The sequence below is a fragment of the Pseudooceanicola sediminis genome, assembly GCF_003575965.1.
GTDB classification, from domain to species: domain Bacteria; phylum Pseudomonadota; class Alphaproteobacteria; order Rhodobacterales; family Rhodobacteraceae; genus Pseudooceanicola; species Pseudooceanicola sediminis.
This window is the reverse complement of record NZ_QWJJ01000016.1, coordinates 56,364-81,885: the sequence shown is the minus strand read 5'-3', so window position 1 is coordinate 81,885 and position 25,522 is coordinate 56,364. Positions and strand designations below refer to the sequence as shown.

At 64.7% G+C, this 25,522-nt stretch carries 27 protein-coding genes; 17 read left to right on the top strand and 10 right to left on the bottom strand.

Annotated features, from left to right (window positions below):
• The first annotated feature begins 235 nt into the window (after positions 1-235).
• From DL237_RS16860 to DL237_RS16840, 5 genes are read left to right on the top strand one after another with little or no spacing between them, the layout of a single operon-like run.
• A complete protein-coding gene (locus DL237_RS16860; protein WP_119400257.1) occupies positions 236-700 on the top strand; it encodes a RidA family protein in 465 nt (154 codons plus the stop codon).
• A complete protein-coding gene (locus DL237_RS16855; protein ID WP_119400256.1) occupies positions 700-1,473 on the top strand; it encodes a glycerophosphodiester phosphodiesterase family protein in 774 nt (257 codons plus the stop codon). The genes DL237_RS16860 and DL237_RS16855 overlap by 1 nt, the downstream gene beginning before the upstream one ends.
• 33 nt (positions 1,474-1,506) lie before the next feature.
• Positions 1,507-2,706 carry a GNAT family N-acetyltransferase gene (locus DL237_RS16850; RefSeq protein WP_119400255.1) on the top strand — a complete coding sequence of 400 codons (1,200 nt, stop codon included), beginning with the start codon at positions 1,507-1,509 and terminating at the stop codon, positions 2,704-2,706.
• Complete coding sequence (locus DL237_RS16845) at positions 2,699-2,995, top strand: 4a-hydroxytetrahydrobiopterin dehydratase (protein WP_119400254.1); 297 nt, start codon at positions 2,699-2,701, stop codon at positions 2,993-2,995. The genes DL237_RS16850 and DL237_RS16845 overlap by 8 nt, the downstream gene beginning before the upstream one ends.
• Positions 2,992-3,876 carry a mechanosensitive ion channel family protein gene (locus tag DL237_RS16840; RefSeq protein WP_119400253.1) on the top strand — a complete coding sequence of 295 codons (885 nt, stop codon included), beginning with the start codon at positions 2,992-2,994 and terminating at the stop codon, positions 3,874-3,876. The genes DL237_RS16845 and DL237_RS16840 overlap by 4 nt, the downstream gene beginning before the upstream one ends.
• Positions 3,877-3,960: 84 nt before the next feature.
• On the opposite strand, the gene DL237_RS16835 is transcribed toward DL237_RS16840, so the two are convergent.
• A complete protein-coding gene (locus DL237_RS16835) occupies positions 3,961-4,569 on the bottom strand; it encodes a GntR family transcriptional regulator (RefSeq protein WP_119400252.1) in 609 nt (202 codons plus the stop codon).
• 124 nt (positions 4,570-4,693) lie between these two features.
• Here DL237_RS16835 and DL237_RS16830 point away from each other — a divergent pair, with 124 nt between their 5' ends.
• Positions 4,694-5,287, top strand: a complete 594-nt coding sequence (locus tag DL237_RS16830; RefSeq protein WP_119400251.1) for a protein-tyrosine phosphatase family protein — start codon at positions 4,694-4,696, stop codon at positions 5,285-5,287.
• A gap of 336 nt (positions 5,288-5,623) precedes the next feature.
• Here DL237_RS16830 and DL237_RS16825 read toward each other — a convergent pair whose 3' ends face one another.
• Positions 5,624-6,112, bottom strand: a complete 489-nt coding sequence (locus DL237_RS16825) for a peroxiredoxin (RefSeq protein ID WP_119400250.1) — start codon at positions 6,110-6,112, stop codon at positions 5,624-5,626.
• Positions 6,113-6,202: 90 nt separating this feature from the next.
• Between DL237_RS16825 and DL237_RS16820 the strand changes: the two genes are divergently transcribed.
• Both DL237_RS16820 and rsmD read left to right on the top strand, forming a co-directional pair.
• Positions 6,203-7,411: an NAD(P)/FAD-dependent oxidoreductase gene (locus DL237_RS16820; RefSeq protein ID WP_119400249.1), complete on the top strand. Its 1,209-nt coding sequence runs from the start codon at positions 6,203-6,205 to the stop codon at positions 7,409-7,411.
• Entirely contained in the window at positions 7,411-7,971 is a 561-nt protein-coding gene (gene rsmD / locus DL237_RS16815; RefSeq protein WP_119400248.1) for a 16S rRNA (guanine(966)-N(2))-methyltransferase RsmD, read from the top strand. Before DL237_RS16820 ends, rsmD begins: the two co-directional genes overlap by 1 nt.
• A 72-nt stretch (positions 7,972-8,043) precedes the next feature.
• Here rsmD and map read toward each other — a convergent pair whose 3' ends face one another.
• Together map and sfsA are read right to left on the bottom strand one after the other, a co-directional pair.
• Positions 8,044-8,838 carry a type I methionyl aminopeptidase gene (gene map, locus DL237_RS16810; protein WP_119400247.1) on the bottom strand — a complete coding sequence of 265 codons (795 nt, stop codon included), beginning with the start codon at positions 8,836-8,838 and terminating at the stop codon, positions 8,044-8,046.
• A gap of 162 nt (positions 8,839-9,000) precedes the next feature.
• Entirely contained in the window at positions 9,001-9,720 is a 720-nt protein-coding gene (gene sfsA, locus DL237_RS16805; protein WP_119400246.1) for a DNA/RNA nuclease SfsA, read from the bottom strand.
• Between the two features lie 48 nt (positions 9,721-9,768).
• On the opposite strand from sfsA, the gene DL237_RS16800 reads away from it, so the two are divergent.
• The 4 genes from DL237_RS16800 to DL237_RS16785 are packed head-to-tail and all read left to right on the top strand — an operon-like array spanning position 9,769 to position 12,878.
• Entirely contained in the window at positions 9,769-10,491 is a 723-nt protein-coding gene (locus DL237_RS16800) for a competence/damage-inducible protein A (RefSeq protein WP_119400245.1), read from the top strand.
• Complete coding sequence (locus tag DL237_RS16795) at positions 10,488-11,234, top strand: GNAT family N-acetyltransferase (RefSeq protein WP_119400244.1); 747 nt, start codon at positions 10,488-10,490, stop codon at positions 11,232-11,234. Before DL237_RS16800 ends, DL237_RS16795 begins: the two co-directional genes overlap by 4 nt.
• A gap of 15 nt (positions 11,235-11,249) precedes the next feature.
• Positions 11,250-11,816 (top strand): peroxidase-related enzyme, encoded by a 567-nt coding sequence (locus tag DL237_RS16790; protein WP_119400296.1) that lies wholly within the window; start codon positions 11,250-11,252, stop codon positions 11,814-11,816.
• A complete protein-coding gene (locus DL237_RS16785; RefSeq protein ID WP_119400243.1) occupies positions 11,817-12,878 on the top strand; it encodes an OmpA family protein in 1,062 nt (353 codons plus the stop codon). It begins immediately after the preceding gene.
• A gap of 31 nt (positions 12,879-12,909) precedes the next feature.
• On the opposite strand, the gene DL237_RS16780 is transcribed toward DL237_RS16785, so the two are convergent.
• The 5 genes from DL237_RS16780 to ilvD form a co-directional block, all read right to left on the bottom strand.
• The gene (locus DL237_RS16780) at positions 12,910-13,815 is read right to left on the bottom strand and encodes a LysR family transcriptional regulator (RefSeq protein WP_119400242.1); all 906 of its coding nucleotides are present in this window, start codon (positions 13,813-13,815) and stop codon (positions 12,910-12,912) included.
• Positions 13,816-14,316: 501 nt separating this feature from the next.
• Positions 14,317-14,844 (bottom strand): hypothetical protein, encoded by a 528-nt coding sequence (locus DL237_RS16775; RefSeq protein ID WP_233545037.1) that lies wholly within the window; start codon positions 14,842-14,844, stop codon positions 14,317-14,319.
• 69 nt (positions 14,845-14,913) lie between these two features.
• Complete coding sequence (locus tag DL237_RS16770) at positions 14,914-15,687, bottom strand: DUF6478 family protein (RefSeq protein WP_119400294.1); 774 nt, start codon at positions 15,685-15,687, stop codon at positions 14,914-14,916.
• A gap of 147 nt (positions 15,688-15,834) precedes the next feature.
• On the bottom strand, positions 15,835-16,581 hold the full coding sequence (locus tag DL237_RS16765; protein ID WP_119400241.1) for a hypothetical protein: 747 nt from the start codon (positions 16,579-16,581) through the stop codon (positions 15,835-15,837).
• Complete coding sequence (ilvD, locus tag DL237_RS16760; RefSeq protein WP_119400240.1) at positions 16,568-18,325, bottom strand: dihydroxy-acid dehydratase; 1,758 nt, start codon at positions 18,323-18,325, stop codon at positions 16,568-16,570. The genes DL237_RS16765 and ilvD overlap by 14 nt, the downstream gene beginning before the upstream one ends.
• Before the next feature lie 104 nt (positions 18,326-18,429).
• On the opposite strand from ilvD, the gene DL237_RS16755 reads away from it, so the two are divergent.
• From DL237_RS16755 to DL237_RS16740, 4 genes are all read left to right on the top strand, one after another.
• The gene (locus DL237_RS16755; protein WP_119400239.1) at positions 18,430-19,341 is read left to right on the top strand and encodes a CPBP family intramembrane glutamic endopeptidase; all 912 of its coding nucleotides are present in this window, start codon (positions 18,430-18,432) and stop codon (positions 19,339-19,341) included.
• A 16-nt stretch (positions 19,342-19,357) separates the two neighbouring features.
• Positions 19,358-20,269, top strand: a complete 912-nt coding sequence (locus tag DL237_RS16750; RefSeq protein WP_158585672.1) for a CPBP family intramembrane glutamic endopeptidase — start codon at positions 19,358-19,360, stop codon at positions 20,267-20,269.
• Between the two features lie 63 nt (positions 20,270-20,332).
• Positions 20,333-21,394, top strand: coding sequence for an acetyl-CoA carboxylase, carboxyltransferase subunit beta (accD, locus tag DL237_RS16745; protein WP_119400237.1), 1,062 nt, complete (start codon positions 20,333-20,335; stop codon positions 21,392-21,394).
• A gap of 32 nt (positions 21,395-21,426) precedes the next feature.
• On the top strand, positions 21,427-22,677 hold the full coding sequence (locus DL237_RS16740) for a bifunctional folylpolyglutamate synthase/dihydrofolate synthase (RefSeq protein ID WP_407691919.1): 1,251 nt from the start codon (positions 21,427-21,429) through the stop codon (positions 22,675-22,677).
• 398 nt (positions 22,678-23,075) lie between these two features.
• Here DL237_RS16740 and zapE read toward each other — a convergent pair whose 3' ends face one another.
• The gene (gene zapE / locus DL237_RS16735) at positions 23,076-24,137 is read right to left on the bottom strand and encodes a cell division protein ZapE (RefSeq protein WP_233545036.1); all 1,062 of its coding nucleotides are present in this window, start codon (positions 24,135-24,137) and stop codon (positions 23,076-23,078) included.
• Between the two features lie 138 nt (positions 24,138-24,275).
• On the opposite strand from zapE, the gene DL237_RS16730 reads away from it, so the two are divergent.
• Positions 24,276-25,520, top strand: coding sequence for an MFS transporter (locus tag DL237_RS16730; protein ID WP_119400234.1), 1,245 nt, complete (start codon positions 24,276-24,278; stop codon positions 25,518-25,520).
• Positions 25,521-25,522: the final 2 nt, after the last annotated feature.

The window sequence follows — 25,522 nt, the reverse complement described above, 5'->3', positions numbered from 1 at the left end:
ACGGTGCCAATGGCCGCAAAGCGATCATGCAGCAGCAGGGCGAGCCCGTTTGCCGCCACCACGACACAGGTGCCTAAAGGGTTGCGCCCCTGCACCCGGCCCGCTGGCCATCCGATACGCGCGCCTCAGGGCAGGGAGGCGGACAATCGGTGCATTGACGGTTGCAATCCCGGCCCCGGATTGTAGCGTCCGCGCAAGCGGCGCGACCATCCAGCGCCCCAACACGGAGAACACCATGACCAATGCCATCGAATCCCGCCTCGCAGAGCTTGGCGTCACCCTGCCCGTCGCCGCAGCGCCTGCCGCGAACTACGTGCCTTTCGTGACCGTCGGCAACATGGTCTTTGTCTCGGGTCAGGTCAGCCAGGACGCCACCGGCCTGGTCCAGGGCAAGCTGGGCGACACGATGGATGTCGAGGCCGGTGCCGCCGCCGCCAAACTGTGTGCCATCGGCCTGCTGGCCCAGGCCAAGGCCGCCTGCGGCGGCGACCTGAGCAGGTTCAAGCGCGTGATCAAGCTGACGGGTTTCGTCAACTCTACCGGCGATTTCGGCGATCAGCCCAAGGTGGTGAACGGCGCCTCGGATTTCCTGGTCGAGGTGCTGGGCGACGCGGGCCGTCATTCACGCTCGGCCGTATCCGCCGCTGCCCTGCCGTTTGGCGTCGCCGTCGAAATCGAAGCCATCTTCGAGATCGCCTGATGCAACGCCCGCCGCTGCCGCAGAGCTTTCTGCATGCCCCGATCGCCCACCGTGCGCTGCACGACCGCGCGGCGGGGCGACCGGAAAACAGCCGCGAGGCCATCGCAGCCGCGGTGGCGGCGGGTTACGGAATCGAGATCGACCTTCAGCCTTCCTCTGACGGGGTGGCGATGGTGTTTCACGACAACACGCTGGACCGGCTGACCGGTGACACCGGCCCGATCAAGGGCCGGAGTGCCGCCGATCTGGCAACGACCCTGCTGAACGATGGCCCCAGCGGCATTCCGACCTTTGCCGAAGCGCTTGAGATCGTGGCAGGCCGGGTGCCGCTGCTGGTCGAGATCAAGGATCAGGACGGGCAGATGGGCGACGCGATCGGCGCACTTGAAGCGGCGGCCGCCGAAACCGCGCGGGGCTATGACGGGCCGCTGGCCTTCATGTCGTTCAATCCGCATAGCGTGGCACGGATGGCGGAGCTGATGCCCGACACCCCGCGCGGGTTGATCACCGCCGCCTACGATCCGCGCGACTGGACGATGCTGTCGCCCGAGACCTGCGCGCGTCTGGCCGCGATCCCCGACATGGAGCGCACGGGCGCATCGTTCATCAGCCACCACGCGCCAGATCTGGGGCGCGCGCGCGTCCGCGAGATTGCCCAACAGGGCTGGCCGGTGCTGTGCTGGACGATCCGCAGTGCCGCAGCCGAGGCCGACGCGCGCCAACTTGCCGACAATGTGACCTTTGAAGGCTATGCGGCGGCCATTCCCGCTTGATCCTGCCCCGGCGCGGCACAGATAGTCCGGGGCATGGATAAAGCCCCGGAAACCACGATTGAAATCCGCACCCTGTCCGCGATCAGCGGGCTGGAGGAAGCGGAATGGGATGCCTGCGCCTGCCCCGAAGCGGCCGATGGCGGACGCCCCAACGACCCGTTCACAACCTGGCGTTTCCTGAACGCGCTGGAGATCAGCGGGTCGGTCGGGCCTCGCACCGGCTGGGAGGCCCATTACCTTGCGGCCTATGATGGCGAGACGCTGATCGGCACCGCACCCCTGTTTGCCAAGGGTCACAGCCAGGGCGAATACATCTTTGATTTCAGCTGGGCCGATGCGTTTGAACGGGCGGGCGGGCGCTATTACCCAAAGCTTCAGATCGCGGTGCCGTTCACACCCGCCACCGGGCGGCGGTTCCTGGTCAAACCCGCATACGAGACGACGGCAACAGCGGCGCTTGTCCAGGGGGCTGTGCAGCTTGCCTCGGACAACGATCTTTCGGGCGTGCATGTGACCTTTTGCACCGAGGCCGAGGCCGAGGCGGGCGAGGCGATGGGACTGATGCGCCGCCATTCGCAGCAGTTCCACTGGCATAACGACGGCTACGCGGATTTCGACGGATTTCTCGCCAGTCTGTCGTCGCGCAAGCGCAAGAACATCCGCAAGGAACGTGCGCAGGCGCAGGCCTTTGGCGGCACCATCCACGCCCTGAGCGGCGACGACATCCAGCCCGAGCATTGGGATGCCTTCTGGCGGTTTTACACGGACACGGGCAATCGCAAGTGGGGCACGCCCTACCTGACGCGGGCCTTCTTCGATGCGGTGCAGGAAACGATGCGCGACGACGTGCTGCTGGTGCTGGCAGAACGCGACGGGCGCTATGTTGCGGGGGCGCTGAATTTCATCGGGCGCGAGGTGTTATTTGGGCGGTACTGGGGCTGCACCGAACACCACCCCTGCCTGCATTTCGAATTGTGCTACTATCAGGCCATCGACTATGCCATCGCGCATGGTAAGGCGCGCGTCGAGGCGGGCGCCCAGGGCGAACACAAGCTGGCGCGCGGATACCTGCCCGCCCACACGCATTCACTGCATTGGATTGCAAATCCGGGCCTTGCCCACGCCATCGAAGAATTTCTTCAGGCCGAGGCCCGCGCGGTGGACGAGGATATCGAGGTGCTGACCGCCTATGGACCTTTCCGCCGCGACACACAGGAGGAACAAGATGACTGAGAAACTGAGCGAATCCGGCCGCGAGACGCTGCTGGCCCCGTTGTATGAGACAGGCTGGGAACTCGACGCTGAAAAGGACGTCCTGAAAAAGACATTCAAGTTCGCGGATTTCACCGAAGCCTTCGCCTTCATGACCCGTGCCGCGCTCTGGGCGGAAAAGTGGGATCACCACCCGGACTGGAGCAATGGGTACAACAAGGTTACGGTCAGGCTGACCACGCATGACGTGGGCGGGGTCACGGCCCTGGACGCGAAACTGGCAAGAAAGATGGATCAGATCCTGACATGAACCTAGACACTTTACTGAATACCGAGATCCTGAACGGCAAGAGCATTGGCGATCTGTTGACGCTGGATTTTTTGGCGAGTTTGTTTGGCAATGTCCTTGCCGCCGTCCTGATCCTGCTGGCGGGCCTGTTCCTGGCCGGATGGGCCAAGCGTCGTATCACCAACCTGTCCAAGCGCCACGAACGGCTGGACGAGACGCTGTTCGAATTCCTCGGCTCGATCCTGAGTTATGCGATCATCGCCTTTGCGTTCCTGTTCGTGCTGAACACCTTTGGTGTGCAGACGACATCGGTGGTCGCCGTCATCGGTGCCGCCGGTCTGGCCATCGGTCTGGCGCTGCAGGGCACGCTGTCGAACATTGCCGCCGGCGTGATGATCATCTTTTTCCGCCCGATCAAGAACGGCGATTTTGTCGAAGTGAACGGGCAGATGGGGACGGTCAAGAACATCTCTCTGAACTTCACCGAACTGGCGAGCCTGTCGAATACACAGATCATCATCCCCAACAGCGAGGTGTGGGGCAATACGATCGTCAACTATTCGATCTATCCGACACGCCGTGCGGAGTGGGTCTTTGGCGTCGGCTATGGCAGCAACCTCAAGCAGGCCGAAGACATCATCCGTGACACGATCATGTCCGATCCGCGCAGCCACGCAGAGCCCGCGCCCTTTATCCAGGTGAACAACCTCGGGGATTTCTCGGTCGATTTTCTGGTCCGGGTCTGGTGCGATCGTGCCGAGCTGTTCCAGTTTCAGGCCGACATGAAGCGCAAGGTCAAGGAAGCGCTGGATGCGGGCGGGATCGACATCCCCTTCCCCACGCGGACCCTTTTGCAGCAGCCCAGCGGCGAACCGGGATCGACGGCCAACACCGTGGACTGACCTGCCGGGAATGCCCCTTGGACCGCATGACAAGATGCGCCCCGCCCGCGTTTGCGAACACAGGGCCGGGGCGCATTTTCGTTTTCAGATCGCGTTGCGCGTCAGCAGCATCAACAGGCCGGGCAGATCGTCAGCGTCTGCCAGACCTTCGGAATCGGCAATCAACTGGCGCAGTCGGGTCAGGGCGGCGGCGCGCGTCGTGCTATCCTGGGCGATGGTCCAGCGGATGTGACGCCAATATGCCGCCCGCAGCGCGGTAACGACGATATGATCCCCGATCAGCGCCACGGTGGCATCCAGCAGGGCGGCGAGGCTTGCAAACAGCGCCTGAGCCTCGGACATCCTGGTGTCGCGCAGGGCGCGGCGACCCTCGCCCAGCCTGAGGCGCACGGTTTCCGGGATGTGGCCGTGCGGTGACGGACAGGCCGCCGCGGCGGCAAGTATCGCGCGAAAGGCCGTTTCATCGCGGTCCCGCGACGCCGCCAGCAACGGGGGCACGATGGTGCCGATGCCCGAACGGGTTTCAACCAGGCTTTCGTACGCCAGCATCTGCAGGACCTGCCGAATGGGGGTGCGGGATACGCCGAACTCGGTGGCCAGCTGGCCTTCGTGCAACACCATCTCTTCGGCACCGGCATGCAGGCAGATCCGTTCGCGGATCACCGCCGCAATGTCGCTGCTGTTTTGTCTCATTGGTGTACTAACCTGGTTGTGCGGCGCAACTGGCGCCAAAAAAGCGTTATCAAGGCGATACACGACTGTATACCAAACGTTAAGATCTGGAAACGACCCAGCCGCCCGAAACAAGGATAGGCCCGTGACCCAGCCCCTCGACACCGACAACCCTGACGAGGGATCCGTGCGCGCCCGCGTCGCGATTCCGGGTGGCGGCAACGTGGTGATGGCGGGCTTTCCGGGCCTGGACAGCGGGATCGACGGGCGCGCCTATATAGATCCCGCACGGATGGAACTGACGCTGCACCGCATCAGCGCCATGGGTGCAGAGGTCTGTTTGCTGCTGCCCGAACCCGGCGAACTGCCCGAAGGTGCGCTGCAACAGGGTTACGATGCGCTGGTGCACGCGGGGATCGACGCCATCCTGCTGCCGATCCGCGATTACGCCGCGCCGGACGCGGCCTTTCTGGGCCGTTGGCAGGTGCTGCGGCAACGCCTGCATGCGATGCTGAACCGGGGCGGCACCTTCGCCATCACCTGCCAGTACGGGGCTGGGCGCAGTGGTCTGGTCACCGCGCTGGTGTTGATCGAACGCGGAATGCCGGCAGATCAGGCCATCGCCCATGTCCGTCGCGCCTTTCCCGAGGCGGTCGAAAGTGATGTCCAGATCGCATGGTTGCACGCGCGCTCCCCCCTTGGCGCGGACCGCTTTCCGATGCGCGACGCCCCGTCTTAGCAGGGGCCGCACCGCACCGCGGAGAAGGCGCGTCGGGTGATGCCAACGCGCGCCTGATGGGGACTCATTTCGTTGACATTAATTTGTCATGCAGATACGGTTTACGTTAGCGTCAAGCACATGCCGTTCCAAAACCAAGACGCTCGATACCATTGCTGGGTCGATAAGGGGAATGGGGTAGAAGTCGCAGCATCGGGGCAGAACGCACCTGCTGTACCGGCCCGAAGCCTTGGGGATGAGGCTTCGGGTTTTCTGATTAACGCGCCTGATCATCGGCATGATGGGGGGCAGGTTCACCCCACCCCCCAAAAGCTGCATGACCCGGTTTCGTCCAGATCACATCGAATCGAGCAGACCTTCGCCGGCCGAAATCTCGCAGGCGCCGGGGTTATCTTCGAGGTTGAGGACGCTGACCACGCCATCTTCGACCAGCATGGCATAGCGTTTGGAACGATCGATCAGACCGGCAGGCGGAGCAGAGAACTCCATCCCGATGGCCTTGGTGAATTCGCTGGACGGGTCGCCGAGAAAGGTCAGGCCCGCCGCGCCTGCGCCGGTCGTTTCCGACCAGGCGCCCATGACGAAGGGATCGTTGACCGACACGCAGATGATTTCGTCCACGCCCTTGGCATCGAACTGGTCCTTGGTGCGGATGAAGCTGGGCACATGCGCCGTGGAGCAGGTGCCGGTGAACGCGCCGGGCAGGCCGAAGATGACGACCTTGCGACCCGCGGTCTTGTCTTTCATCGAAACCGGCGCCGGGCCGGAGTCGGTCATTGCGACGAGGGTGGCGTCGGGGAGGTGATCCCCTGTTGAAATGGTCATATGCTTGTGTCCTGTCATTGATTTGTGTTCCACATGGCAGCGACTATAGCTGTCCCGCCGGGGGGAGCCAGACACAGTAAGGACAAAGTGATGACGCATATCGCCGTGATTGGCGCCGGACAGGCCGGGGCATCGTTGGTCGCCAAGCTGAGAAGCCTTGGCCACGACGGGGAAATCACCCTGATCGGCGGTGAAAACGCACCCCCCTATCAGCGCCCGCCGCTGTCGAAATCCTACCTGCTGGGCGATATGGCAGAGGAGCGGTTGTACCTGCGCCCGCTGCATTGGTACGACGACAACCGCATCACACTGCGGCTGGGCACCCCGGTCGAGGCGATTTCCCCCGCCGCAAAAGAGATCTTTCGGGGCGGTGAGGTGATCCGCTATGACCAGCTGGCCCTGACCACCGGATCGGTGCCGCGTCATCTGCCGGAGGCGCTTGGAGGGGCTTTGGGCAATGTCTTTTCTGTCCGCACCCTTGCGGATGTAGACGCGATGGAGCCGCAGTTCCGTGAGGGGGCGCGGGTGCTGATCGTCGGGGGCGGCTACATCGGGCTGGAGGCAGCGGCGGTGGCCGCCAAGAAGGGCCTGAAGGTGACGTTGATCGAGATGGCACCGCGCATCCTGCAACGTGTCGCCTGCGAGGCGACGTCGGACTATTTCCGCGCGCTGCACAGGGGCCATGGCGTCGACATTCGCGAACGTACGGGGCTGGAGCGGCTGGTCGGAGACAGCGACGTCGCCGGCGCGATCCTGGGTGACGGGACCGAGATTGCAGCCGATTTCGTGATCATCGGCATGGGGATCCTGCCCGGAGAGACGTTGGCCGAAGAGGCCGGGCTGGACATCGAGAACGGCATCCGCTGCGACGCGCAGGGCCGCACCAGCGACCCCGCGATCTGGGCGGCGGGTGATTGCGCCAGTTTCCCGTTCAAGGGCGCGCGCCTGCGGCTGGAGAGCGTGCAGAACGCCATCGACATGGCGGAGTGCGTGGCGGAAAACATGCTGGGGGCGGGCAAGGAATATGACCCGAAACCCTGGTTCTGGTCGGATCAGTACGACGTGAAATTGCAGATCGCAGGGTTGAACACAGGGTACGACCGGGTTGTCGCGCGTCATGGCGACAAGGGCGCGGTGAGCCACTGGTACTACGCGGGCGACACATTGCTGGCGGTCGACGCGATGAATGATCCACGCGGTTACATGGTGGGAAAACGTCTGATCGAGGCCGGCAGGACGGCGGACCCGGCACTGGTTGCCGATGCGTCCGTGGACCTCAAGACCCTGATGCGCGCCTGATGCGCATCATTGCGGGAGAGTTCAGGGGCCGCAGGCTGGCCGCGCTTGGCAAGGGCGACGCGGGTGCGCACCTGCGCCCGACCACCGACCGGGTACGCGAGAGCCTGTTTTCCATCCTGTCCGGCGGGCGCTTTGGCGACCCGATCGAGGGCGCACAGGTGCTGGATCTGTTTGCCGGAACAGGCGCGCTTGGCCTGGAGGCGCTGTCGCGGGGCGCCGAAGCCTGCACGTTTGTCGATGATGGCCGGGTCGCCGGGCGCCTCGTGGCCGAGAATATCGCGACGCTGGGGATCAAGGAGCGGGTGCGGCTGATCAAGGCCAATGCGATCCGGCTGCCCCCCTGCCCCGAGCCAGCGGCAACGCTTGTCTTTCTCGACCCGCCTTATGGCAAGGGGTTGGGAGAAACGGCGTTGCGGAGTGCGCTGGCACAGGGCTGGATCGACGGCGATGCGCTGATCGTCTGGGAGGAAAGCGCGCAGGTCACAGCGCCCGAAGGCTGGGAGGTGATCGACGCGCGCCCCTTTGGCGACAGCACGATCAGCTTTCTGCGCAAGATCTGAGGCAGGTTAGGGCACGCGGGTTTTGGCAAGGTGTCGCGCGTGATCTCCACGCGCCACCCCGCCGGGCCAGGATCAGCCCTGCTTGTAGGTCGGGTGGAACAACCCGCCGGGCGACAGGGTAAACACCTCGCACCCATCCGCAGTGACACCGATGGAGTGTTCAAACTGTGCCGACAACGATTTGTCGCGGGTCACGGCCGTCCAGTCGTCTGCCAGCACCTTGGTTTCCGGGCGGCCGACGTTGACCATGGGTTCGATCGTGAAGAACATGCCTTCCTCAAGCACCGGGCCGGTGCCGGGGCGACCATAGTGCAGCACGTTGGGGGGTGCGTGGAACACGCGGCCAAGACCATGTCCGCAGAAATCCCGAACGACCGACATGCGCTGTGCCTCGACATAGGTCTGGATGGCGTGACCGATGTCACCAAAGGTATTGCCGGGTTTGACGGCCTCGATCCCCCGCATCAGGGAATCATGTGTCACCTCGATCAGACGCTCGGCCTTGCGAGGCAGGTTGCCGGCGGCATACATGCGGGAACTGTCACCGAACCAGCCATCCAGAATGACGGTCACGTCGATATTCAGGATATCGCCGTCTTTCAGCTTCTTGTCGCCGGGGATGCCATGACACACGACATGGTTCACGGAGATACAGGAGGCATGTTTGTACCCCTTGTATCCGATCGTCGCCGAGGTGGTGCCGTATTCGGTCACCTTCTCTTCGATGATGCGGTCGATCTCTCCGGTGGTCTGGCCGACAAAGATATGGTCCGCGATTTCGTCGAGAATGCGGGCCGTGACCTCGCCCGCCTTGCGCATGCCGTCGAAATCGGCGGCTTCGTGTATGCGAATGCCTTCACGCGTCATGCGACCACGATGTTCCTGTTTCAATTCATTTCGCCTTTGTCGATACGGTCTCGCCCAATGTGTGGCGAGACGACGAAGAAATCCGGCAGGCGCCACAGGCCTGATCTAGTGCATTCCGCCGCAAAATGCCAGAGAGGCACGTGCATTCGGGCCAAAGTGTCATCACGCCGCATCCACGTCCGGCGCAGGCAACGCAGCCCCCAGCGTGATTTCCTGCGGTGTGATATGGCAGGCAAAGGCCAGCGCCTCGACCCCGGCAGCGCGGGCCTGTCGATAGGCCGCCGCATAGACAGGGTCGATATCGGCGGCGATCGCCGTCCGGCGGGCATCGGTGCGCTGCACGAGGTAGAGCATCACCGCCCGATGTCCGGCACGCGCGACCTCGGCCAGCTCGCGCAGGTGTTTCTGCCCGCGCAGGGTCGTGCTGTCGGGAAATTCGGCCAGGCCCGGCTGGCGTGACAGGGTGATCGACTTGACCTCGACATAACAATCGCGGCGGTCGGGGTCTGTCAGCAGGAAATCGATACGGCTCGATTCAGTGCCATATTTCTGTTCGGGGCGGATCTGGGCATAGCCTTGCAGGCCGGGCACCTGCCCCGCCAACAGCGCCTCGCGCAGGGCGCGGTTGGGGACGGACGTGTCGACACCGGTGAAATGGCCGCCCGGATGTTCGACCAGACGCCAGCCGTACTTCAGCTTTTTCCTGGGATCGTCGTTGGCTTCGACCCAGATGCGGCTGCCTGGTTCGGCCAGCCCCATCATCGAACCGGGGTTGGCACAATGGGCGACAACCTCGCGTCCGTCCGCCAGCCGGATATCTGCAAGGAAACGCTTGTAGCGTCGCAACAAGATGGCCGGAACAAGGGGGGTTTGAAAGCGCATGAGCGCGCCCTATAGATTTCTGTAATCACACTCAAGGAGGCTGACCCCATGCCAAACCCCACCGCTGCCATGCTCGTCATCGGAGACGAGATCCTGTCGGGGCGCACACGGGATGCCAACATGTACTTTCTTGCCAACGAATTGACCAAGGTCGGCATCGACCTGAAGGAAGTGCGCGTGGTCAGCGATGACGCCAAGGCCATCATCAAGGCGGTCAAGGCGCTGTCGGCCGCCTATGACGAGGTCTTTACCTCTGGCGGGATCGGCCCGACCCATGACGACATCACCGCGGATTGCATCGCCGAAGCCTTTGATCAGCATATCGACGTGCGCGACGATGCCCGCGACCTGCTGGTCAATCACTGGAGCGGGCGAGGCGTTGAGATCACCGAGGCCCGCCTGCGCATGGCGCGTATCCCGGATGGCGCGACCCTGATCGACAACCCGGTGTCCATCGCGCCGGGTTTTTCGGTCGACAACGTGCATGTGATGGCCGGTGTCCCGAGCGTATTCGAGGCGATGGTCGCGTCGATCCTGCCGCGTCTGACCGGGGGCAAGCCGCTGCTGAGCCAGTCGCTGCGCATCAATCGCGGCGAGGGCGAGATCGCCGGCCCGCTGCGCCTGCTGGCAGGGGATTATCCCGATCTGTCCATCGGGTCGTACCCGTTCCAACGCGACGGCGTCTATGGCGCGACGATCGTGATCCGGGGCAGCGACGGCGCGATGATCGACGCCGCCATGTCGCGGCTGGCCGAAAGCTTTCCCGCATGAGCACCGCCCCCTCCTCCGCCGTGGTCGAGAATACCGACCGCTACATGGCGGTTGTCGACGCGACCTGGCCGCCCGCGCAGATGCGCCACCAGGGCGCATGGCTGCTGCGCCGTGGCGGCGGTGGGGGCAAGCGCGTCTCGGCTGCGTCCGCGATGGGGCCTGTGACAGATGCGGACGTCGTCGAAGCAGAGGCCGCGATGCGTGCGATGTCGCAGCCGCTGTTGTTCAGCCTCCGCCCCGGGCAGGAAGCGCTGGATGCCAAGCTGGCGGCGCGCGGCTATGTCGTGGTTGACCCGGTGAACATCTATGCCTGCCCCGTCAACGTCTTGGCTGAACAGGAAAAGCGCCCGGAACAGCATAGCCTGGCCACCTGGGAACCATTGGCCATCCAGCGCGAGATCTGGGCCACGGGCGGCATTGGTGACGCGCGGATCGACGTGATGCTGCGCGCCGGTGAGCCGCGCACGACCCTGATCGGACGTTTCGACAATTCGCCCGCCGGGACCGCCTTTGTCGCGGTTTCGGATCACGTCGGAATGCTGCACGCGCTCGAGGTATTGGAGGCGATGCGCGGGCGTGGGATGGGCAAGGCAATGATGATCGACGCGGCCCGCTGGGCGGCGCAGAACGGGGCAAACACGTTCTCGGTCGTCTGTACGCAGGCGAATATCGCCGCAAACGCACTCTACACTGCGCTCGGCATGACAAAGGTCGGTCATTACCATTACCGTCAGAAAGACTGACAGGAGGAGATGGTCATGAACGAGAAGATTACGGCCCTGGATCTGCCGATGGTGTCACCCTTGCCCGAACGGACGCAGGCGTATTTCGACCTGTGCGACGAAAAGCTCGGCATGGTGCCAAACGTGCTCAAGGCCCATGCCTTCGACATTGCCAAGCTGGATGCCTTTGCCGGGCTCTACAATGACCTGATGCTGGGCCAGAGCGGGCTTAGCAAGCTGGAACGCGAAATGATCGCGGTCGTCGTCAGCTCAATCAACCACTGTTTCTATTGCCTGACCGCGCATGGTGCTGCCGTAAGAGAGCTGTCTGGCCGCCCCGAGCTGGGCGAGATGATGGTGATGAATTATCGCGCCGCCGACCTGTCTGAACGCCAACGCGCCATGCTGGATTTTGCCGCACGGATCACGACGGACAGCGCGACAATCGGCGAAGCGGACCGACAGGCGCTGCGCGATGTCGGCTTTACGGACCGCGACATCTGGGACATTGCCAATGTCACCGGCTTTTTCAACATGTCCAATCGCGTCGCGAATGCCATCGAGATGCAACCGAACCCGGAATATCACGGGCAGGCCCGCTGAATGCAAACAGGGGCGCGGCACGCCATATCGAGAAAAGGCAAAGTCATCGCTGCCCTGCTGGGACTCGGGCTGGCGGTGCGCGCCCTGGATGGTCAGGCCGCGCCACTGGCCTTTGAATTGCCATTTTCGGCACGTCAGACCCACAGTGTCACCAGCATCGATTCCTTTGCGCTGCCGACGGCCCCGTTTGCCGACGGGAACGTGACCAGTCTGCCCCTGGAGGGAGAGGTCAGCCGCATGGCCTGGCAGGTGGGCGGGCAGATGACCACCCTGCAATTGCTGGCACCCTTGCGCGAAAAGCTGGAAGGCATGGGCTTTGTTCCGCTGCTGCAATGCGACACCGACGCCTGCGGTGGCTTTGACTTTCGCTTTGCCGTCGATGTGATCGAGGCGCCGGACATGAACGTCGACCTTTTCGATTTCCGGGCGTTGTCGGCGCGGCGTGGCGTCGGCAAAGATGCCGATTACGTCTTTCTTCTGGTCAGTCGGGCCGGGCCGGTGGGCTATATCCAGTTGGTACATATCACCCCGGCGCCGGTCGCGCTGTTCCCGCAAGACGATCCCGCGGACGCCACTCAAGACGGCATCGATGGCGGTTCCCTTGTTGGCGCACATGCCGACAGTCCCGGTGATCCTGCGGACGGGGTCACGGCTGATGAGGTGACGATTACCGACCCTGACGCCGCAGCCATGGCCGCCGCGTTGACGCAAGGTGGTCGGGTCGTGTTGGGCGACCTGATCTTTGCCACCGGATCAGCCGAACTGGCCGAGGCCCCCTATGATGCGCTGACGGCCCTGGCGGCGTTTCTCAAGGCAGGGGCAGGTCGGCGCGTGGCATTGGTCGGGCACACAGATACCGAAGGTTCGCTGGCGGGCAATATCGCCCTGTCCAAACGCCGCGCACGCGCGGTGATGGAGCGACTAAGCCGCCGCTACGGCGTGCCCTCGGGCCAGATGACAGCCGAGGGCGCGGGTTACCTTGCACCGCGCGCAACCAATCTGACCGAGGCCGGCCGGGAGGCCAACCGCAGGGTAGAAGCCGTTCTGCTGAGCCTCGACTAGATCGCCGTACTCTATTGAAACGAATTGAAATTCACCACTTTTCCGGGCCTTTGTCGCGGAACGCGGCCACCAGAAAATCGACAAGTGCGCGCACCTTGGGTTGGGTGAAACGCGCTGACGGATAAACTGCGTAGATACCTTGCAGGTCCGGTGCCAGGTCGGGCATCGCATCCTCGACCAGTCCTTCTTTCAGGGCGTCCGCGCACAGGAAACTGGGCAGGTAGGCAATGCCCAACCCCGAGATGGCCGCGTTCAGCAACGATTGGCCGTCATTGACCGAAAGCCACCCCGCCGTGCGAATTTGGCGTTGTTCCCCGGATGGGGCGATCAGACGCCAGACACTGCCGCTGTCGAGGTCGGAATAATGCAACAGCTTGTGATTTTTGAGGTCGTCGATACGTGCGGGGCGGCCGAAGCTGGCAATATAGCCGGGGCTGGCCACCATGCGCTGCGCCGTCTCGGCCAGCTTGCGCGAGGTGAGGGGCGCGCCATCCGGCGCTCCGACGCGGATCGCCATGTCAAAGCTCCCGGACACCAGATCGACGGGGCGGTTTTCCAACACCATGTTGACCGTAACCTGTGGAAATTCCCTTAGAAAATCCACAAGCAGAGGGCTGAGGTGATTGACGCCGAAATCCGTTGCGACACAGATGCGCAGCTGACCCGACGGGGCCGATTGCATCGACGTGACCAGCGCATCCGCCTCGTCGGCATCGTTCAGCACACGGCGGGCGCGGTCGTAATAGGCCAACCCGATCTCGGTCGGGGCGACGCGGCGCGTGGTGCGATTGAGAAGACGCGCGCCGAGGCGGGCTTCGAGGGAGGAAACATGTTTGGAGACGGCGGATTTGGAAATCCCCATCTTTTTCGCGGCGTCGGTGAATCCACCCTGATCCACGACCGTCGCGAATGCCTCCATTTCCGTGAGCCTGTCCATTCTGAACGCCTGCCTCGCTACATGGTCCTGACGTTTATTGGCGTCAAATCGGGCAGAAAGGGGGCAAGGGACGGACAATAAAGCGGTTTTGTCGAGGATCGTTGAAGGCAGGGAAACGGCGAAACACTGAAATTCCAATTTGGACACAAACGTCGGGGCAGCGGCTCGCCCCGTCTGCACGGCTGTGGGGGCGCAAGTTTCCATCGGTTTCAACGTCGGTATCCTGTCGGTATCTGAACGGTGTTCGGCCCGGCGTCGGCTGCCAGAAATCGCCAAACCGCAGCGCGCGAAACAGTCGGCGGCAAACCGGGGGGCGGCGCCATACTATACGGCGCGCCCTTCCGACAGTAAGGCGGGCGCGGGCCTGCACGAAGGCGCGGTACAGGCCGAGGTTCGGCATCGCGTGGTGCGGCGCGGTGAGGGGCACCGCGTCGCGTCATCGGCGATGGCTGCGGACCAGTCGGGCCTTGCGCGGACATGCCGAGGAGGCTGCCAAAGGTTTCAGCCGCCCGCCCCGGCCTCCACACAGTGACGGCGAAAGGCGCGTTTCAGCATGTCCAGCTCAGCTCGCAGCAAGGACACCTCGGTATGCAGGGTGTCGCCCAGCACGTCACCGGAGAGGATGGCAAAGGCATTCAGCACGGCGTTGCTTTGGCGGTGCCGGATCAGGATCACCTGAACGCCATCCGCAATCGCGTCGGGCGGAATGGGAATGACCACGGCAAATTCACCCGGCTTGTCCAAGGCGGTAACGCGTACCCCTGCGACGGGTTCATTGTGCAACAGCACCTCGATCATGCCGGCGGCGGCATTGGCGGTCGTGGCGACCCCGGCGGGCCGCCCCCCGGCCGTATCCGCGTCGGCACCCGCGCTTGCTGCTGTCCCGTGCAGGGGTGTCGCGTCCGTCGTCCCCGTGCCGGTCCCGGAAAGGGCCGGTGCCGGGTCAATCGCGGCAATGTCGGGCAGGACAAGCAGCCCTTCCCATTGGCCAGAATGCAGGCGGATCTTGGTCAGGGTCGCGTCAGTCATAACCTCTCCTCAGGGGGCGGGCCTGCGTTGGGTGGTCGATTGCGCCGTCCCACAGTCCGCATCGGCACGTCACAGTTCGGCACGCGGGCGGCGGCACAGGGTCAGATCGCGCAAGGTCAATTCGTTCATTGCAGGACCGTCGAAGATCAGGTCGATCCAAGCCTTTTCGACCCGCTTTTCGTTGATGGCGCTGTAGGCCAGGTCAAATTCGACTGTCATCTCGTCCTCGTTCAGCGGCACTTGCAGGACGATCTGTTCGGTGTTCGGGCCGTGCCGGATATTGAGACGGGCATAGACATCGAGCGGCTTTTCCATCTGCACGGCGGTGTCGAGGCAGATCAGGTGACGGCGGCGCAGGTCGGTGACCGCCGCCTCGGGCAGGTCGACGACGATGGACAGGAAAGACCCGGAAAAGGCAAAGACATCCATGCGCAGCGCAAAGGGGGCGAGGTCGGCCTCGCGAAAGTTGCGGATCTGGCGCAACGAGATTTCGGACGCGGCGCAATCGTGAAACAGGCTGACCTCTTCGCCGAGCTGTTCGCCCGAGCGTACCGAGGCGATACCCGAACGTGGCAGCGGCGCCCGCCAGAGCTGCGGCCGCCAGAACCAATCGGCATCATGGGGCACAGGAAAGGCGGTGGAGCCGATGGCAGGCAGCGCCAGCCTGCTGTCGGCCACATGGATCAGCCGATCCAGTTCATCGCGCAGCGCGCGGGCCTGCGTCCACTGGCCCCGCAATTGCGACAGATGGAGGCCGTCGGCCAGGACAGCGCGGTCGCGCCAGCGCCGCAATTCGCGCCGGGCCACCCATTTGCCCAGAACCGACCTGCCTGTCTTTGCCATGGTCCCTGCCATTTCCCCTGCCCGGCCATTCGACCGTATCGCCCTGCGCTCCGGGCGCACCCGCAGGATGCGCCCGGAGTTCAGCATAGGCGCAAAAGGTTCAACGAAACAAACAGGCAGAATGGACGGGGCGATGTTTTTCCCGCCTCAGCCCGCCTTGGTCGCCTCGGTTTCAGGGGTCGCAGGCGCGGGTGCGGGGGTGTCCGCCGTGGCGCGAGCCGGGGTTTTCGGGCTTTCGGTGCGCATCGACTTGGCCATGTCGAGCAACAGCGCCCGCCCGCCCTTGTCCGCGACGGTGCTGCCCTGGGGGCCATAGGCCGCCAGGGAAACGAGATACCCGTTCAGCACGAAGGCCGCGCGCCACTGCCGGGGGTCGGCACCGGGGGCAAAGGAATCCCCCCCTGTCGCCAGGTGCAGCAACCGGACAGAGGCAACGTCGCTGGCCGCAAGCACGTCGCCCGCAGGAAATTCGCGCGACAGGGTGCGGGCATCGGGCAGGTCCGCCGGATCACCGGCCCCCTGCCCGTAGGGGGTGACAGTGACGGTCAGCAGGGCCAGGGCGACAGGCGTACCGATCTTGCCACCGCTGAGGATGTCGCAGCGCGCCAGCAGCGCGAAGCCATAGCGGGCGCGTTTCTTGAGGCTGCGGCCTTCGATGCAATAGCCGGCCGGGCCGTGGATGACGACATCGCCGCCTGCCACCTCGGCGCTGCGCAGCACCATGCCCGAGGACCGGTTCACGCTGGACAGAAAGCTGAGGGCCTGGCCCTTGTCTTCGCGTGCCAGGGCACCGGCATTGCCGGTTGCCTCGCAGCCCGCCAGCAGGGCGAGCATGGCACACAGGGCGACCGGGCGCAGGACGCGCCCGAGGCCTGTCCGCTCAGAGATCGGCATAGATATGCTTTTCCGCCTTGCCGCCCGGGTGCGTCACGGCGCCGAGATAGGTGCTGCCGACAAGCTGGGCGTATTTCCACAGCGCGCCGGAGGCATAGATCGTATCGCGCGGGCCGGTCCATTCGGCCTTGCGGGCGGCGAGTTCTTCTTCGGAGAGGTCGACGTCGATGCTGCCCTTGATGGCGTCCAGGGTGATCATGTCGCCGTCCTTCAACAGGGCGATGGGGCCGCAATGCGCCGCCTCGGGGCCGACGTGGCCGACGCAGAAACCGCGCGTCGCGCCCGAGAAACGGCCATCCGTGATCAGCGCGACCTTTTTGCCCATGCCCTGGCCGGACAGGGCCGCCGTGGTCGCCAGCATCTCGCGCATGCCGGGGCCGCCTGCGGGGCCTTCGTTGCGGATGACGATGACGTCACCGACCGAATAGGCGCGGTTCTGCACCGCCTCGAAGGCGTCTTCCTCGCATTCGAACACGCGCGCCGGGCCGGTAAAGACCTGTTCTTCGGGGCTCATGCCCGCGACCTTCACGATGGCGCCTTCGGGGGCGATGTTGCCCTTGAGGCCGACAACGCCGCCGGTCCTGGTGATGGGGGTCGCGATGGAGTGGATGATCTTGCCGTCCGCTTCGCGGGTGACCTTGTCGATCTCCTCGCCGATGGAATACCCGCTGGCCGTCATGCAATCGCGATAGATCAGGCCGGCCTTGTCGAGTTCCTTCAGCACGACGGGGACGCCGCCGGCCTCGTACAGGTCCTTGGCCACGTAATCGCCGCCCGGTTTCAGGTTCACGAAGTAGGGGGTGTCGCGGAAGATGTCGCAGACGTCGGTCAGGTTGAAATCGATCCCGGCCTCGTGCGCGATGGCGGGCAGGTGCAGCCCGCCGTTGGTCGAGCCGCCGGTGCAGGCGACGACGCGGGCGGCGTTGATCAGCGATTCCCTGGTGACGATGTCACGGGCGCGGATGTTTTTCGCGATCAGGTTCATCACGGCGCGGCCCGAGGCCTCGCCGTACTGGTCGCGGGATTCATAGGGCGCTGGCATACCGGAGGAGTTCATCAGCGCCAGCCCGATCGCCTCGGAGACGCAGGCCATGGTGTTGGCGGTGAACTGGCCGCCGCAGGCCCCCGATGACGGGCAGGCGACACGTTCCAGCATGTCGAGCGCGGCCGAGGACATCTCCTGGTTCTGGAAACGCCCGACGGCTTCGAACATGTCCTGCACGGTCAGATCGCGCGAGCGGAAGTCGGCGGGGATCTCTTCGATCTGCGGCGCCTTGCCCGGCAGGATGGAGCCGCCGTAGATGAAGACCGACGGCACGTTCAGACGCACCATCGCCATCATCATGCCCGGCAGCGACTTGTCACAGCCCGCAAGGCCGACGACCGCATCATAGCAGTGGCCGCGCATCGTCAGCTCGACCGTGTCGGCAATCGCTTCGCGCGAGGCGAGAGAGGAGCGCATCCCCTCGTGGCCCATGGCGATACCGTCGGTCACGGTGATGGTGGTGAATTCGCGCGGCGTGCCCTCGGCCGCCTTCACACCCTGCTTGACGGCCTGTGCCTGACGGCTGAGCGCGATATTGCAGGGGGCCGCTTCGTTCCAGCAGGTTGCCACGCCAACGAGGGGCTGGTGAATTTCCTCTTCCGAGATGCCCATGGCGTAGAGGTAGGACCGGTGCGGTGCGCGCGCCGGACCTTCGGTCACGTGGCGGCTGGGCAATTTGGATTTGTCAAACTTTGTCATCGGTGCGGCTCCCCCCGGAAACTTGGCTGGCTTGGGGATAAATGACCACCGGCAGAGGCACAAGGGCGATTGCGGGCACGAAACGGCGAGGATAGTTTCGCGTCATGAGCAGAACGGAACAGCGGCACGCACCGCACTGGCAGGACGATCCGGCGGCGCTGTGGCGCACGGCGGCGGGCTTCGGGATCTTTACGGTGCTGTATGTGGTGCTGCTGTCGCTGTGGTTCATCGGCGCGGCGGGCCTGTTCGGGTTGGGCGACCCGACCCGGGCAGTGCAGACCGGCACGCCGGGGGCTGACGCGGCGGGGGGAGACGCGCTGGCAAGTGGCGCGGCGGCGACGCTGCTGTTCCTGGGGTCTTTCGCAGCGGCGCTGGTGGCCCTGACGCTGATGCTGCGGCTGTTGCATGGGCGCGGGCTGGCGGCGCTGATCGGGCCATGGCCGTTGGCGGGGGCGCAGTTTCTGCGCGTTGCGGGGCATGTGGCCCTGTTGCAGGCCATCGTGTGGTTGCTGCCGATGCCCGCGGACCTGCGCCCTGAGCGGCACCTGGGCCTTGCGCCCTGGGTGGGCCTGCTGCCGGTTGCCCTGCCCGCGATCCTGATCCAGATCGCTGCCGAGGAGCTGTTGTTTCGCGGTTATCTGCAATCGCGACTATCCGCACGATTTGCCAACCCGCTGGTCTGGATGGTGCTGCCATCGCTGGTCTTTGGCGCGCTGCATTACCAGGGCGCGGCGGGGCCGAACGGGCTGTGGTTCGTCGCCAGCGCGACGCTGTTTGCCCTGACGGCCGCCGATCTGACAGCGCGGTCGGGGACGCTGGGGCCAGCCCTGGCGCTGCATTTCATCAACAACGTGCTGGCCATCCTGTTCATCGGATTCGGGGACGAACTGGGCGGGCTGGCGCTGTATCATTTGCCGGTGGAGGCGTCGGACCCGGCGCTGACCCCGCTGATGCCGCTGGACCTGGCGACGACGGCGGTGCTGTGGCTGGCCGCCCGGCTGGCCTTGCGGCGCTGAGCGGATGCTGATGTTGATGCGAACACCACGCGCCTATGCCCCGCATGTGGCCTATGCCGCACCGGCGCGCGCCTCGTCCCAGGTGTGGCGGCTGCTGTTGGGGTTGGTGCTGATCGAGGGGCTGTTCGATGCCGGGATCTGGGCCTTTGACGGGGGGCTGGCGTACCTTGCGCCCGACCTGGCCAAGGCGCTGTTTTACGGCGACACCGCCCTGGGGCTGGTGGTGCAACTGGCCTCTTACGGGTGTCTGGGGGGCGCCGTCTGGCTGGTGGCGCGGCGGCTGAACAAACGCGGTTTCGCCAGCCTGACCGGTCCGCCGGAGCAGGCGGGCGCGATGCTGCCATTGGCATTTGCGGCCTCGGCGGCGGTGTTCGTGGCGATTCAACTGCTGCCGCCCTGGCTGGATTTCCGCGCTGCCGAAAGCGCACGTGGCATGGCGGGCTGGCTGGCCGTGCTGCCCTTTGCGCTGGCCGCGCTGCTGGTGCAGACCGGGGCCGAGGAATTGCTGTATCGCGGCTTTATCCAGCAACAGCTGGCGGCACGATTCCGCGCGCCGCTGGTCTGGATGGTGGTGCCGAACCTGGCGTTTGCCGCCGTACACTGGCAGGACGGGGCCGCGCCGGTGGACAACTGGCAGTACCTGATCTGGGCCTTCTGCTTTGGCCTGGCCGCATCGGATCTGACGGCGCGCAGTGGCAATCTAGGCCCCGCGATCGGGCTGCACCTGGCCAATAATGCCTATGCTTTTCTGTGCTTTGGCGAGGCCGGCGGCCCGGATTCCGGCCTGGCGCTGTTTCTGTTTCCGGCCAGCGACGGCCTGGCCGACCCGGCCCTGGCCCAGGGCCCCCTGATCAGTCTGGCGCTGATCATCGAGCTGGGCACCATCGGCTTGGCCTGGCTGGCGGCACGCATTGCCATAAGGCGTTGATTGCAATCCGGCGCGCAGCCGCTTATTTCATGCGCGACTGGCAACCCCGGGGGCAAATCGCCGATGAACTGGATCAACAACTACGTCCGGCCGCGCATCAATTCTATCTTTTCGCGGCGGGAAACGCCCGAGAACCTTTGGAGCAAATGCGACAGCTGCGGCACGATGCTGTTTCACAGGGAATTGAGCGATAACCTGAATGTCTGCACGTCTTGTGGGCATCACATGGCGATTTCACCGCGTGACCGTTTCAGGGCGCTGTTCGATGGCGGTATCTTTACCGAAGTCGATGTGCCCGAACCGGTCAATGACCCGCTGCATTTCCGCGACCAGAAGAAATATCCCGACCGGATGCGCGAGGCCCGTCGCAAGACCGGCGAGGACGAAGCGATGCTGGTGGCGCAGGGCGAGATCGGGCGCACGCCCATCGTCGCCACCGCGCAGGACTTTTCCTTCATGGGCGGGTCAATGGGCATGTACGTCGGCAATGCCATCGTGGCCGCCGCCGAACGCGCGGTGCAGCGGAAATGCCCGCTGGTGCTGTTTTCCGCCGCTGGCGGCGCGCGAATGCAGGAAGGCATCCTGAGCCTGATGCAGATGCCGCGCACCACGGTCGCCGTGCAGATGCTGAAAGAGGCCGGTCTGCCCTATATCGTGGTGCTGACGCATCCGACCACGGGCGGCGTGACGGCCAGCTACGCAATGCTGGGCGACGTGCATATCGCAGAGCCGAACGCGCTGATCTGCTTTGCCGGGCCGCGGGTGATCGAACAGACGATCCGCGAAAAGCTGCCGGAAGGATTTCAGCGGGCCGAATACCTGCTGGACCACGGCATGCTGGACCGCGTGACCCCCCGTACCCAGATGCGCGAGGAGCTGATCCAGATCACCCGCATGTTGATGGGCCTGCCGCCCGCCGTGCGCGGCGACCTGCCCGCCCCCGACAAGGCAGCGGCCCTGCCGGACCCCGAAGCCGCGGCCGTCGTCGTGCCGACCTCTGGCGTCAGCGACGCCAAGGCCAAGGACATCAAGCCTGCCGCAGGCGCTGCACCGACCCCGGCAAAGGCCGCGACGAAAGAGGTCCCCAAGGACGCGGGCAAGGACAAGGCGAAAGACAAGAAGTGACCGCCGCACCGTCTGACGCGCTGCTGGACCGGATGATGCGGCTGCATCCCAAGGTCATCGACCTTGTGCTGGATCGCGTCTGGCGGTTGCTGGCTGCGCTGGATCACCCCGAAGAAAAGCTGCCGCCGGTGATCCACCTTGCCGGAACCAACGGCAAGGGATCGACCCAGGCGATGCTGCGCGCCGGACTGGAGGGGATGGGGGCATCGGTTCATGCCTATACCTCGCCCCACCTGGTGCGGTTTCATGAACGTATCCGCCTGAACGGCGCGCTGATTTCCGAAGCGGCGCTGAGTGCTTTGCTGGATGAATGCCTGGTCGCCAATGGCCCCGACCCGATCACCTATTTCGAGATCACCACCTGCGCCGCGCTGCTGGGCTTTGCCCGCCAGCCCGCCGACTGGTGCCTGCTGGAAACCGGGCTGGGCGGGCGACTGGATGCGACGAACGTGGTCGCGCGCCCTGCGATGACGGTGCTGACGCCGATCTCGATGGATCACGAAGGCTTTCTGGGCGACACGATCGAAAAGATCGCGGCGGAAAAGGCCGGCATCCTCAAACGGGGTGTGCCCTGCGTCGTGGCCCCGCAGAGCGAGGCCGCGCTGGAGGTGATCGAGGCGCGGGCCGCACGTCTGGGCGCGCCGCTGTTTGTGCATGGCCAGCACTGGCATGTCTGGGAAGAGCGCGGTCGCCTGGTGTTCCAGGACGAAACCGGCCTGCTGGATCTGCCGCTGCCGAACCTGCCGGGGGCGCATCAGATCGTGAACGCCGGTGCCGCCATCGCCGTGCTGCGCCAGCTGACGCTGGGCCAGGCCGCGTGCGAGACCGCCTGCGAGGCCGCGGTATCCAAGGCAGAGTGGCCCGCCCGCCTGCAACGCCTGCGCAAGGGACCCTTGGCCGAGAGTGCACCGCTGGGCGAGTTGTGGCTGGACGGGGGCCATAACCCCGCCGCGGGCGAGGCGCTGGCCCTGCACCTGAGCCAGATGGCCGGACGGCCCACGCACATGATCTGCGGGATGCTGAACACCAAGGACGTGCGCGGCTATCTGCGGCCGCTGGCGGCGCATGTGGAAAGCCTGACGGCAGTTCCGATTCCCGGCGAGGCAAATACGCTGAGCGCCGAGGAAACCGCCACCGCCGCCCGCGACACCGGCCACGAAGCCTTTGTCGCCGAGACGGTCGAAATCGCCTTGCAGCGTATCATCGCCGCCTGCCCCGATGCCCGTGTCCTGATCGGCGGGTCGCTGTACCTGGCCGGCAGGGTGCTGGAAACCAACGGCTGAACCTGTGGCGGCCGCGTTTCACGTACCTGCCCCGACAATCCGACTCTTTTTTGCGCGGCCTGGAAACGCCTAAGCGACTGTTCCGATTCGGCTTTCCGAATCAGCGCGGCGAATCGTGGCAGAAACTTGGCAAAAGCGATTCGCGCGGTATTGACCGATTCGAAAAATATCGCCTAATATCCTTTCAGATACAGGCATTCTCAGTCGTCTCGCCCATCGCATCGGCAGCCTATCACAGCGATTCGCAAGACGTCATTCAGGCTTGGGACCAACGGGCAAAATCAGGGGGTCGGTTCAACGACCCCCGCTCCGTTTTTCGACCAGGCGGTTTGAGAGCAGATCGCCCCAAGCTCAGCTAGCCGCCATCTTTTTTCCGACATCAGATCCGTGACGGCGCCCTAGTCTGGCGCGCCCCAGGATTGATCCTGCATTTCCCGCAGCCGGCTGGCGGTGCGTTCGAATTCGAACACGCCCTCGCCCTCAAGATAGAGCGTTTCGGGGTCGGAGGCAGCGGAGCAGATCAGGCGCACCCGCGCCTCGTACAGCGCGTCGATCAGGGTGACGAAGCGCTTTGCCTCGTTGAAGTTCGAGCGCGACAGCGACGGGATATTTTCCAGGATCAGCACTTTGAGCGCATCTGCCACCGCCAGGTAATCGCCCGGACCCAGCATCGCGCCGCACAGATCGTGAAAGCGCGCGCGCCCGACGCCGTTGCGATAAGCGGGGATCACGACCTCGCGTCCCTTGACCTTAAGCACCAGCGGTGCGGCGTCGCCGCCCGTCAGATCCTGCCAGATGCCCTCGATCGCGGCGCGCGCCTCGGCATCGACCGGCGTGAAATAGACCGGGGAACCGGACAGGCGGTTCTGGCGGTAATCGTTCGGGCTGGCCAGTTCATGCACCACCAGCCGGTCCTTGATCTGGGCGATGAAGGGCAGGAACAGCTGACGGTTCAACCCGTTCTTGTACAGGTCATCCGGCACCCGGTTCGACGTGGTGACGATGACGACACCTGCGGCGAACAGCGCCTCGAACAGGCGGCCGACGATCATCGCGTCGGTGATGTCGGTGATCTGCATCTCGTCAAAGGCCAGAACCTTGACCTCTTCCGCGACCTTTGCGGCAACGGGGGCCAGGGAATCCTCGGTATTGGCCTTGCGGGCGGCGTGCAGGCCTTCGTGGATTTCCTGCATGAAGGCGTGGAAGTGGACGCGGCGCACCGGCACGTCGAGGGTTTCGACGAAAAGGTCCATCAACATGGACTTGCCACGCCCGACCCCGCCCCAGAGGTAGAGCCCCTTTGGCGGTTCGGGATCCTTTGCGCGCCGGAACAGGCCGCGCTTCGCAGGCGCGGCCTGAAGGCCCGCGCAAATGCGGTCAAATTCGGGCAGGACGGCCTGCTGCGCATCATCGGGCTTGATGGTGCCATCGGCCACGCGGGCGGCGTAAAGATCAGACATAGGGGCGCTCATACCCGGGGTGATACCCTGCCGCGCGCACCGGGGAAAGGTCACGAATGCGAATGGGACAGGCCACAAACCTTCAATTGACGGCTTGTGCCAGAACAGTAATCTCGCGCAACCCAATGGAGAGCCAGAATGCCCGTTTCCGCCCGCCTGTTCACCCCCGTGCTGATCGCGGGCTGTGCCATCATCCTGGTCAACTTTGCCATCCGCGCGTCGTTCGGGGTGTTCCAGATCCCGATTGCGAGCGAGTTCGGCTGGCTGCGCGCCGACTTTTCGCTGGCCATCGCGATCCAGAACCTGGCCTGGGGCATCGGGCAGCCGATATTCGGCGCGCTGGCAGAACGCATGGGCGACCGGCTGGCGGTGGTGCTTGGCGCGCTGGCCTATGCCGCCGGGCTGGTGCTGTCGTCATTTGCCGTGACGCCCGAGGCGCATTGGGGGCTGGAGGTGCTGGTCGGCTTTGGCATCGCAGGCACCGGGTTCGGTGTGATCCTGGCGGTGGTCGGACGCACCGCCGCGCCGGAAAACCGGTCCATGGCGCTGGCGGTCGTGACGGCGGCGGGCAGCGCGGGCCAGGTCTTTGGCGCGCCGGTGGCCGAGTGGTTGCTGGGCATGATGCCATGGCAGTCGGTGTTCATGGTCTTTGCCGCCGCGATCCTGTGCACGCTGGTTCTGCTGCCCTTCCTGAAAACCGAAAGTTCGCCCGCCACCCGCGCCGAGCTGGAGGAAAGCCTGGGGGCGATCCTGACACGCGCCGCGAAAGACCCGAGTTTCACGTTGATTTTCCTTGGCTTTTTCTCATGCGGGTATCAGCTGGCGTTCATCACGGCGCACTTTCCGGCCTTCGTGACCGAGCTGTGCGGGCCGATTGCCACGGGCGGCATCCTGGCGGGGCTGGGGATCACCACGACATCGGCGCTCGGGGCGATCTCGATCTCGTTGATAGGGGTGATGAACATCGTGGGGACGCTGTTCGCGGGCTGGCTGGGCAAACGGTACCAGCGGAAATACCTGCTGGCGGGGATCTACACGCTGCGCACCATCGTGGCGGGGGCCTTTATCCTGATGCCGATCACGCCGGGGTCGGTGCTGCTGTTTTCGGGGCTGATGGGCGGGCTGTGGCTGGCGACCGTGCCGCTGACCAGCGGGCTGATCGCGCACCTGTACGGGATGCGCTACATGGGCACGCTGTACGGGATCGTGTTCCTGAGCCACCAGATCGGCGGGTTCATGGGCGTCTGGCTGGGTGGGCGCATGTACGACATCTATGGCAACTACACGCTGGTCTGGTGGATCGGCGTCGGCATCGGGGCGTTCAGCGCACTGGTGCATCTGCCGATCCGGGAAAACCGCGTGGCCCCGGCCCTGCCCGCATGACG

Excerpts from the sequence above, each read along its gene's own strand:
- DL237_RS16860 (WP_119400257.1), top strand. The coding sequence starts at position 236 with ATGACCAATGCCATCGAATCCCGCCTCGCAGAGCTTGGCGTCACCCTG.
- DL237_RS16855 (WP_119400256.1), top strand. The coding sequence starts at position 700 with ATGCAACGCCCGCCGCTGCCGCAGAGCTTTCTGCATGCCCCGATCGCC.
- DL237_RS16850 (WP_119400255.1), top strand. The coding sequence starts at position 1,507 with ATGGATAAAGCCCCGGAAACCACGATTGAAATCCGCACCCTGTCCGCG.
- DL237_RS16845 (WP_119400254.1), top strand. The coding sequence starts at position 2,699 with ATGACTGAGAAACTGAGCGAATCCGGCCGCGAGACGCTGCTGGCCCCG.
- DL237_RS16840 (WP_119400253.1), top strand. The coding sequence starts at position 2,992 with ATGAACCTAGACACTTTACTGAATACCGAGATCCTGAACGGCAAGAGC.
- DL237_RS16835 (WP_119400252.1), bottom strand. The coding sequence starts at position 4,569 with ATGAGACAAAACAGCAGCGACATTGCGGCGGTGATCCGCGAACGGATC.
- DL237_RS16825 (WP_119400250.1), bottom strand. The coding sequence starts at position 6,112 with ATGACCATTTCAACAGGGGATCACCTCCCCGACGCCACCCTCGTCGCA.
- DL237_RS16820 (WP_119400249.1), top strand. The coding sequence starts at position 6,203 with ATGACGCATATCGCCGTGATTGGCGCCGGACAGGCCGGGGCATCGTTG.
- rsmD (WP_119400248.1), top strand. The coding sequence starts at position 7,411 with ATGCGCATCATTGCGGGAGAGTTCAGGGGCCGCAGGCTGGCCGCGCTT.
- map (WP_119400247.1), bottom strand. The coding sequence starts at position 8,838 with ATGACGCGTGAAGGCATTCGCATACACGAAGCCGCCGATTTCGACGGC.
- sfsA (WP_119400246.1), bottom strand. The coding sequence starts at position 9,720 with ATGCGCTTTCAAACCCCCCTTGTTCCGGCCATCTTGTTGCGACGCTAC.
- DL237_RS16800 (WP_119400245.1), top strand. The coding sequence starts at position 9,769 with ATGCCAAACCCCACCGCTGCCATGCTCGTCATCGGAGACGAGATCCTG.
- DL237_RS16795 (WP_119400244.1), top strand. The coding sequence starts at position 10,488 with ATGAGCACCGCCCCCTCCTCCGCCGTGGTCGAGAATACCGACCGCTAC.
- DL237_RS16790 (WP_119400296.1), top strand. The coding sequence starts at position 11,250 with ATGAACGAGAAGATTACGGCCCTGGATCTGCCGATGGTGTCACCCTTG.
- DL237_RS16785 (WP_119400243.1), top strand. The coding sequence starts at position 11,817 with ATGCAAACAGGGGCGCGGCACGCCATATCGAGAAAAGGCAAAGTCATC.
- DL237_RS16780 (WP_119400242.1), bottom strand. The coding sequence starts at position 13,815 with ATGGACAGGCTCACGGAAATGGAGGCATTCGCGACGGTCGTGGATCAG.
- DL237_RS16775 (WP_233545037.1), bottom strand. The coding sequence starts at position 14,844 with ATGACTGACGCGACCCTGACCAAGATCCGCCTGCATTCTGGCCAATGG.
- DL237_RS16770 (WP_119400294.1), bottom strand. The coding sequence starts at position 15,687 with ATGGCAAAGACAGGCAGGTCGGTTCTGGGCAAATGGGTGGCCCGGCGC.
- DL237_RS16765 (WP_119400241.1), bottom strand. The coding sequence starts at position 16,581 with ATGCCGATCTCTGAGCGGACAGGCCTCGGGCGCGTCCTGCGCCCGGTC.
- ilvD (WP_119400240.1), bottom strand. The coding sequence starts at position 18,325 with ATGACAAAGTTTGACAAATCCAAATTGCCCAGCCGCCACGTGACCGAA.
- DL237_RS16755 (WP_119400239.1), top strand. The coding sequence starts at position 18,430 with ATGAGCAGAACGGAACAGCGGCACGCACCGCACTGGCAGGACGATCCG.
- DL237_RS16750 (WP_158585672.1), top strand. The coding sequence starts at position 19,358 with ATGCGAACACCACGCGCCTATGCCCCGCATGTGGCCTATGCCGCACCG.
- accD (WP_119400237.1), top strand. The coding sequence starts at position 20,333 with ATGAACTGGATCAACAACTACGTCCGGCCGCGCATCAATTCTATCTTT.
- DL237_RS16740 (WP_407691919.1), top strand. The coding sequence starts at position 21,427 with ATGATGCGGCTGCATCCCAAGGTCATCGACCTTGTGCTGGATCGCGTC.
- zapE (WP_233545036.1), bottom strand. The coding sequence starts at position 24,137 with ATGTCTGATCTTTACGCCGCCCGCGTGGCCGATGGCACCATCAAGCCC.
- DL237_RS16730 (WP_119400234.1), top strand. The coding sequence starts at position 24,276 with ATGCCCGTTTCCGCCCGCCTGTTCACCCCCGTGCTGATCGCGGGCTGT.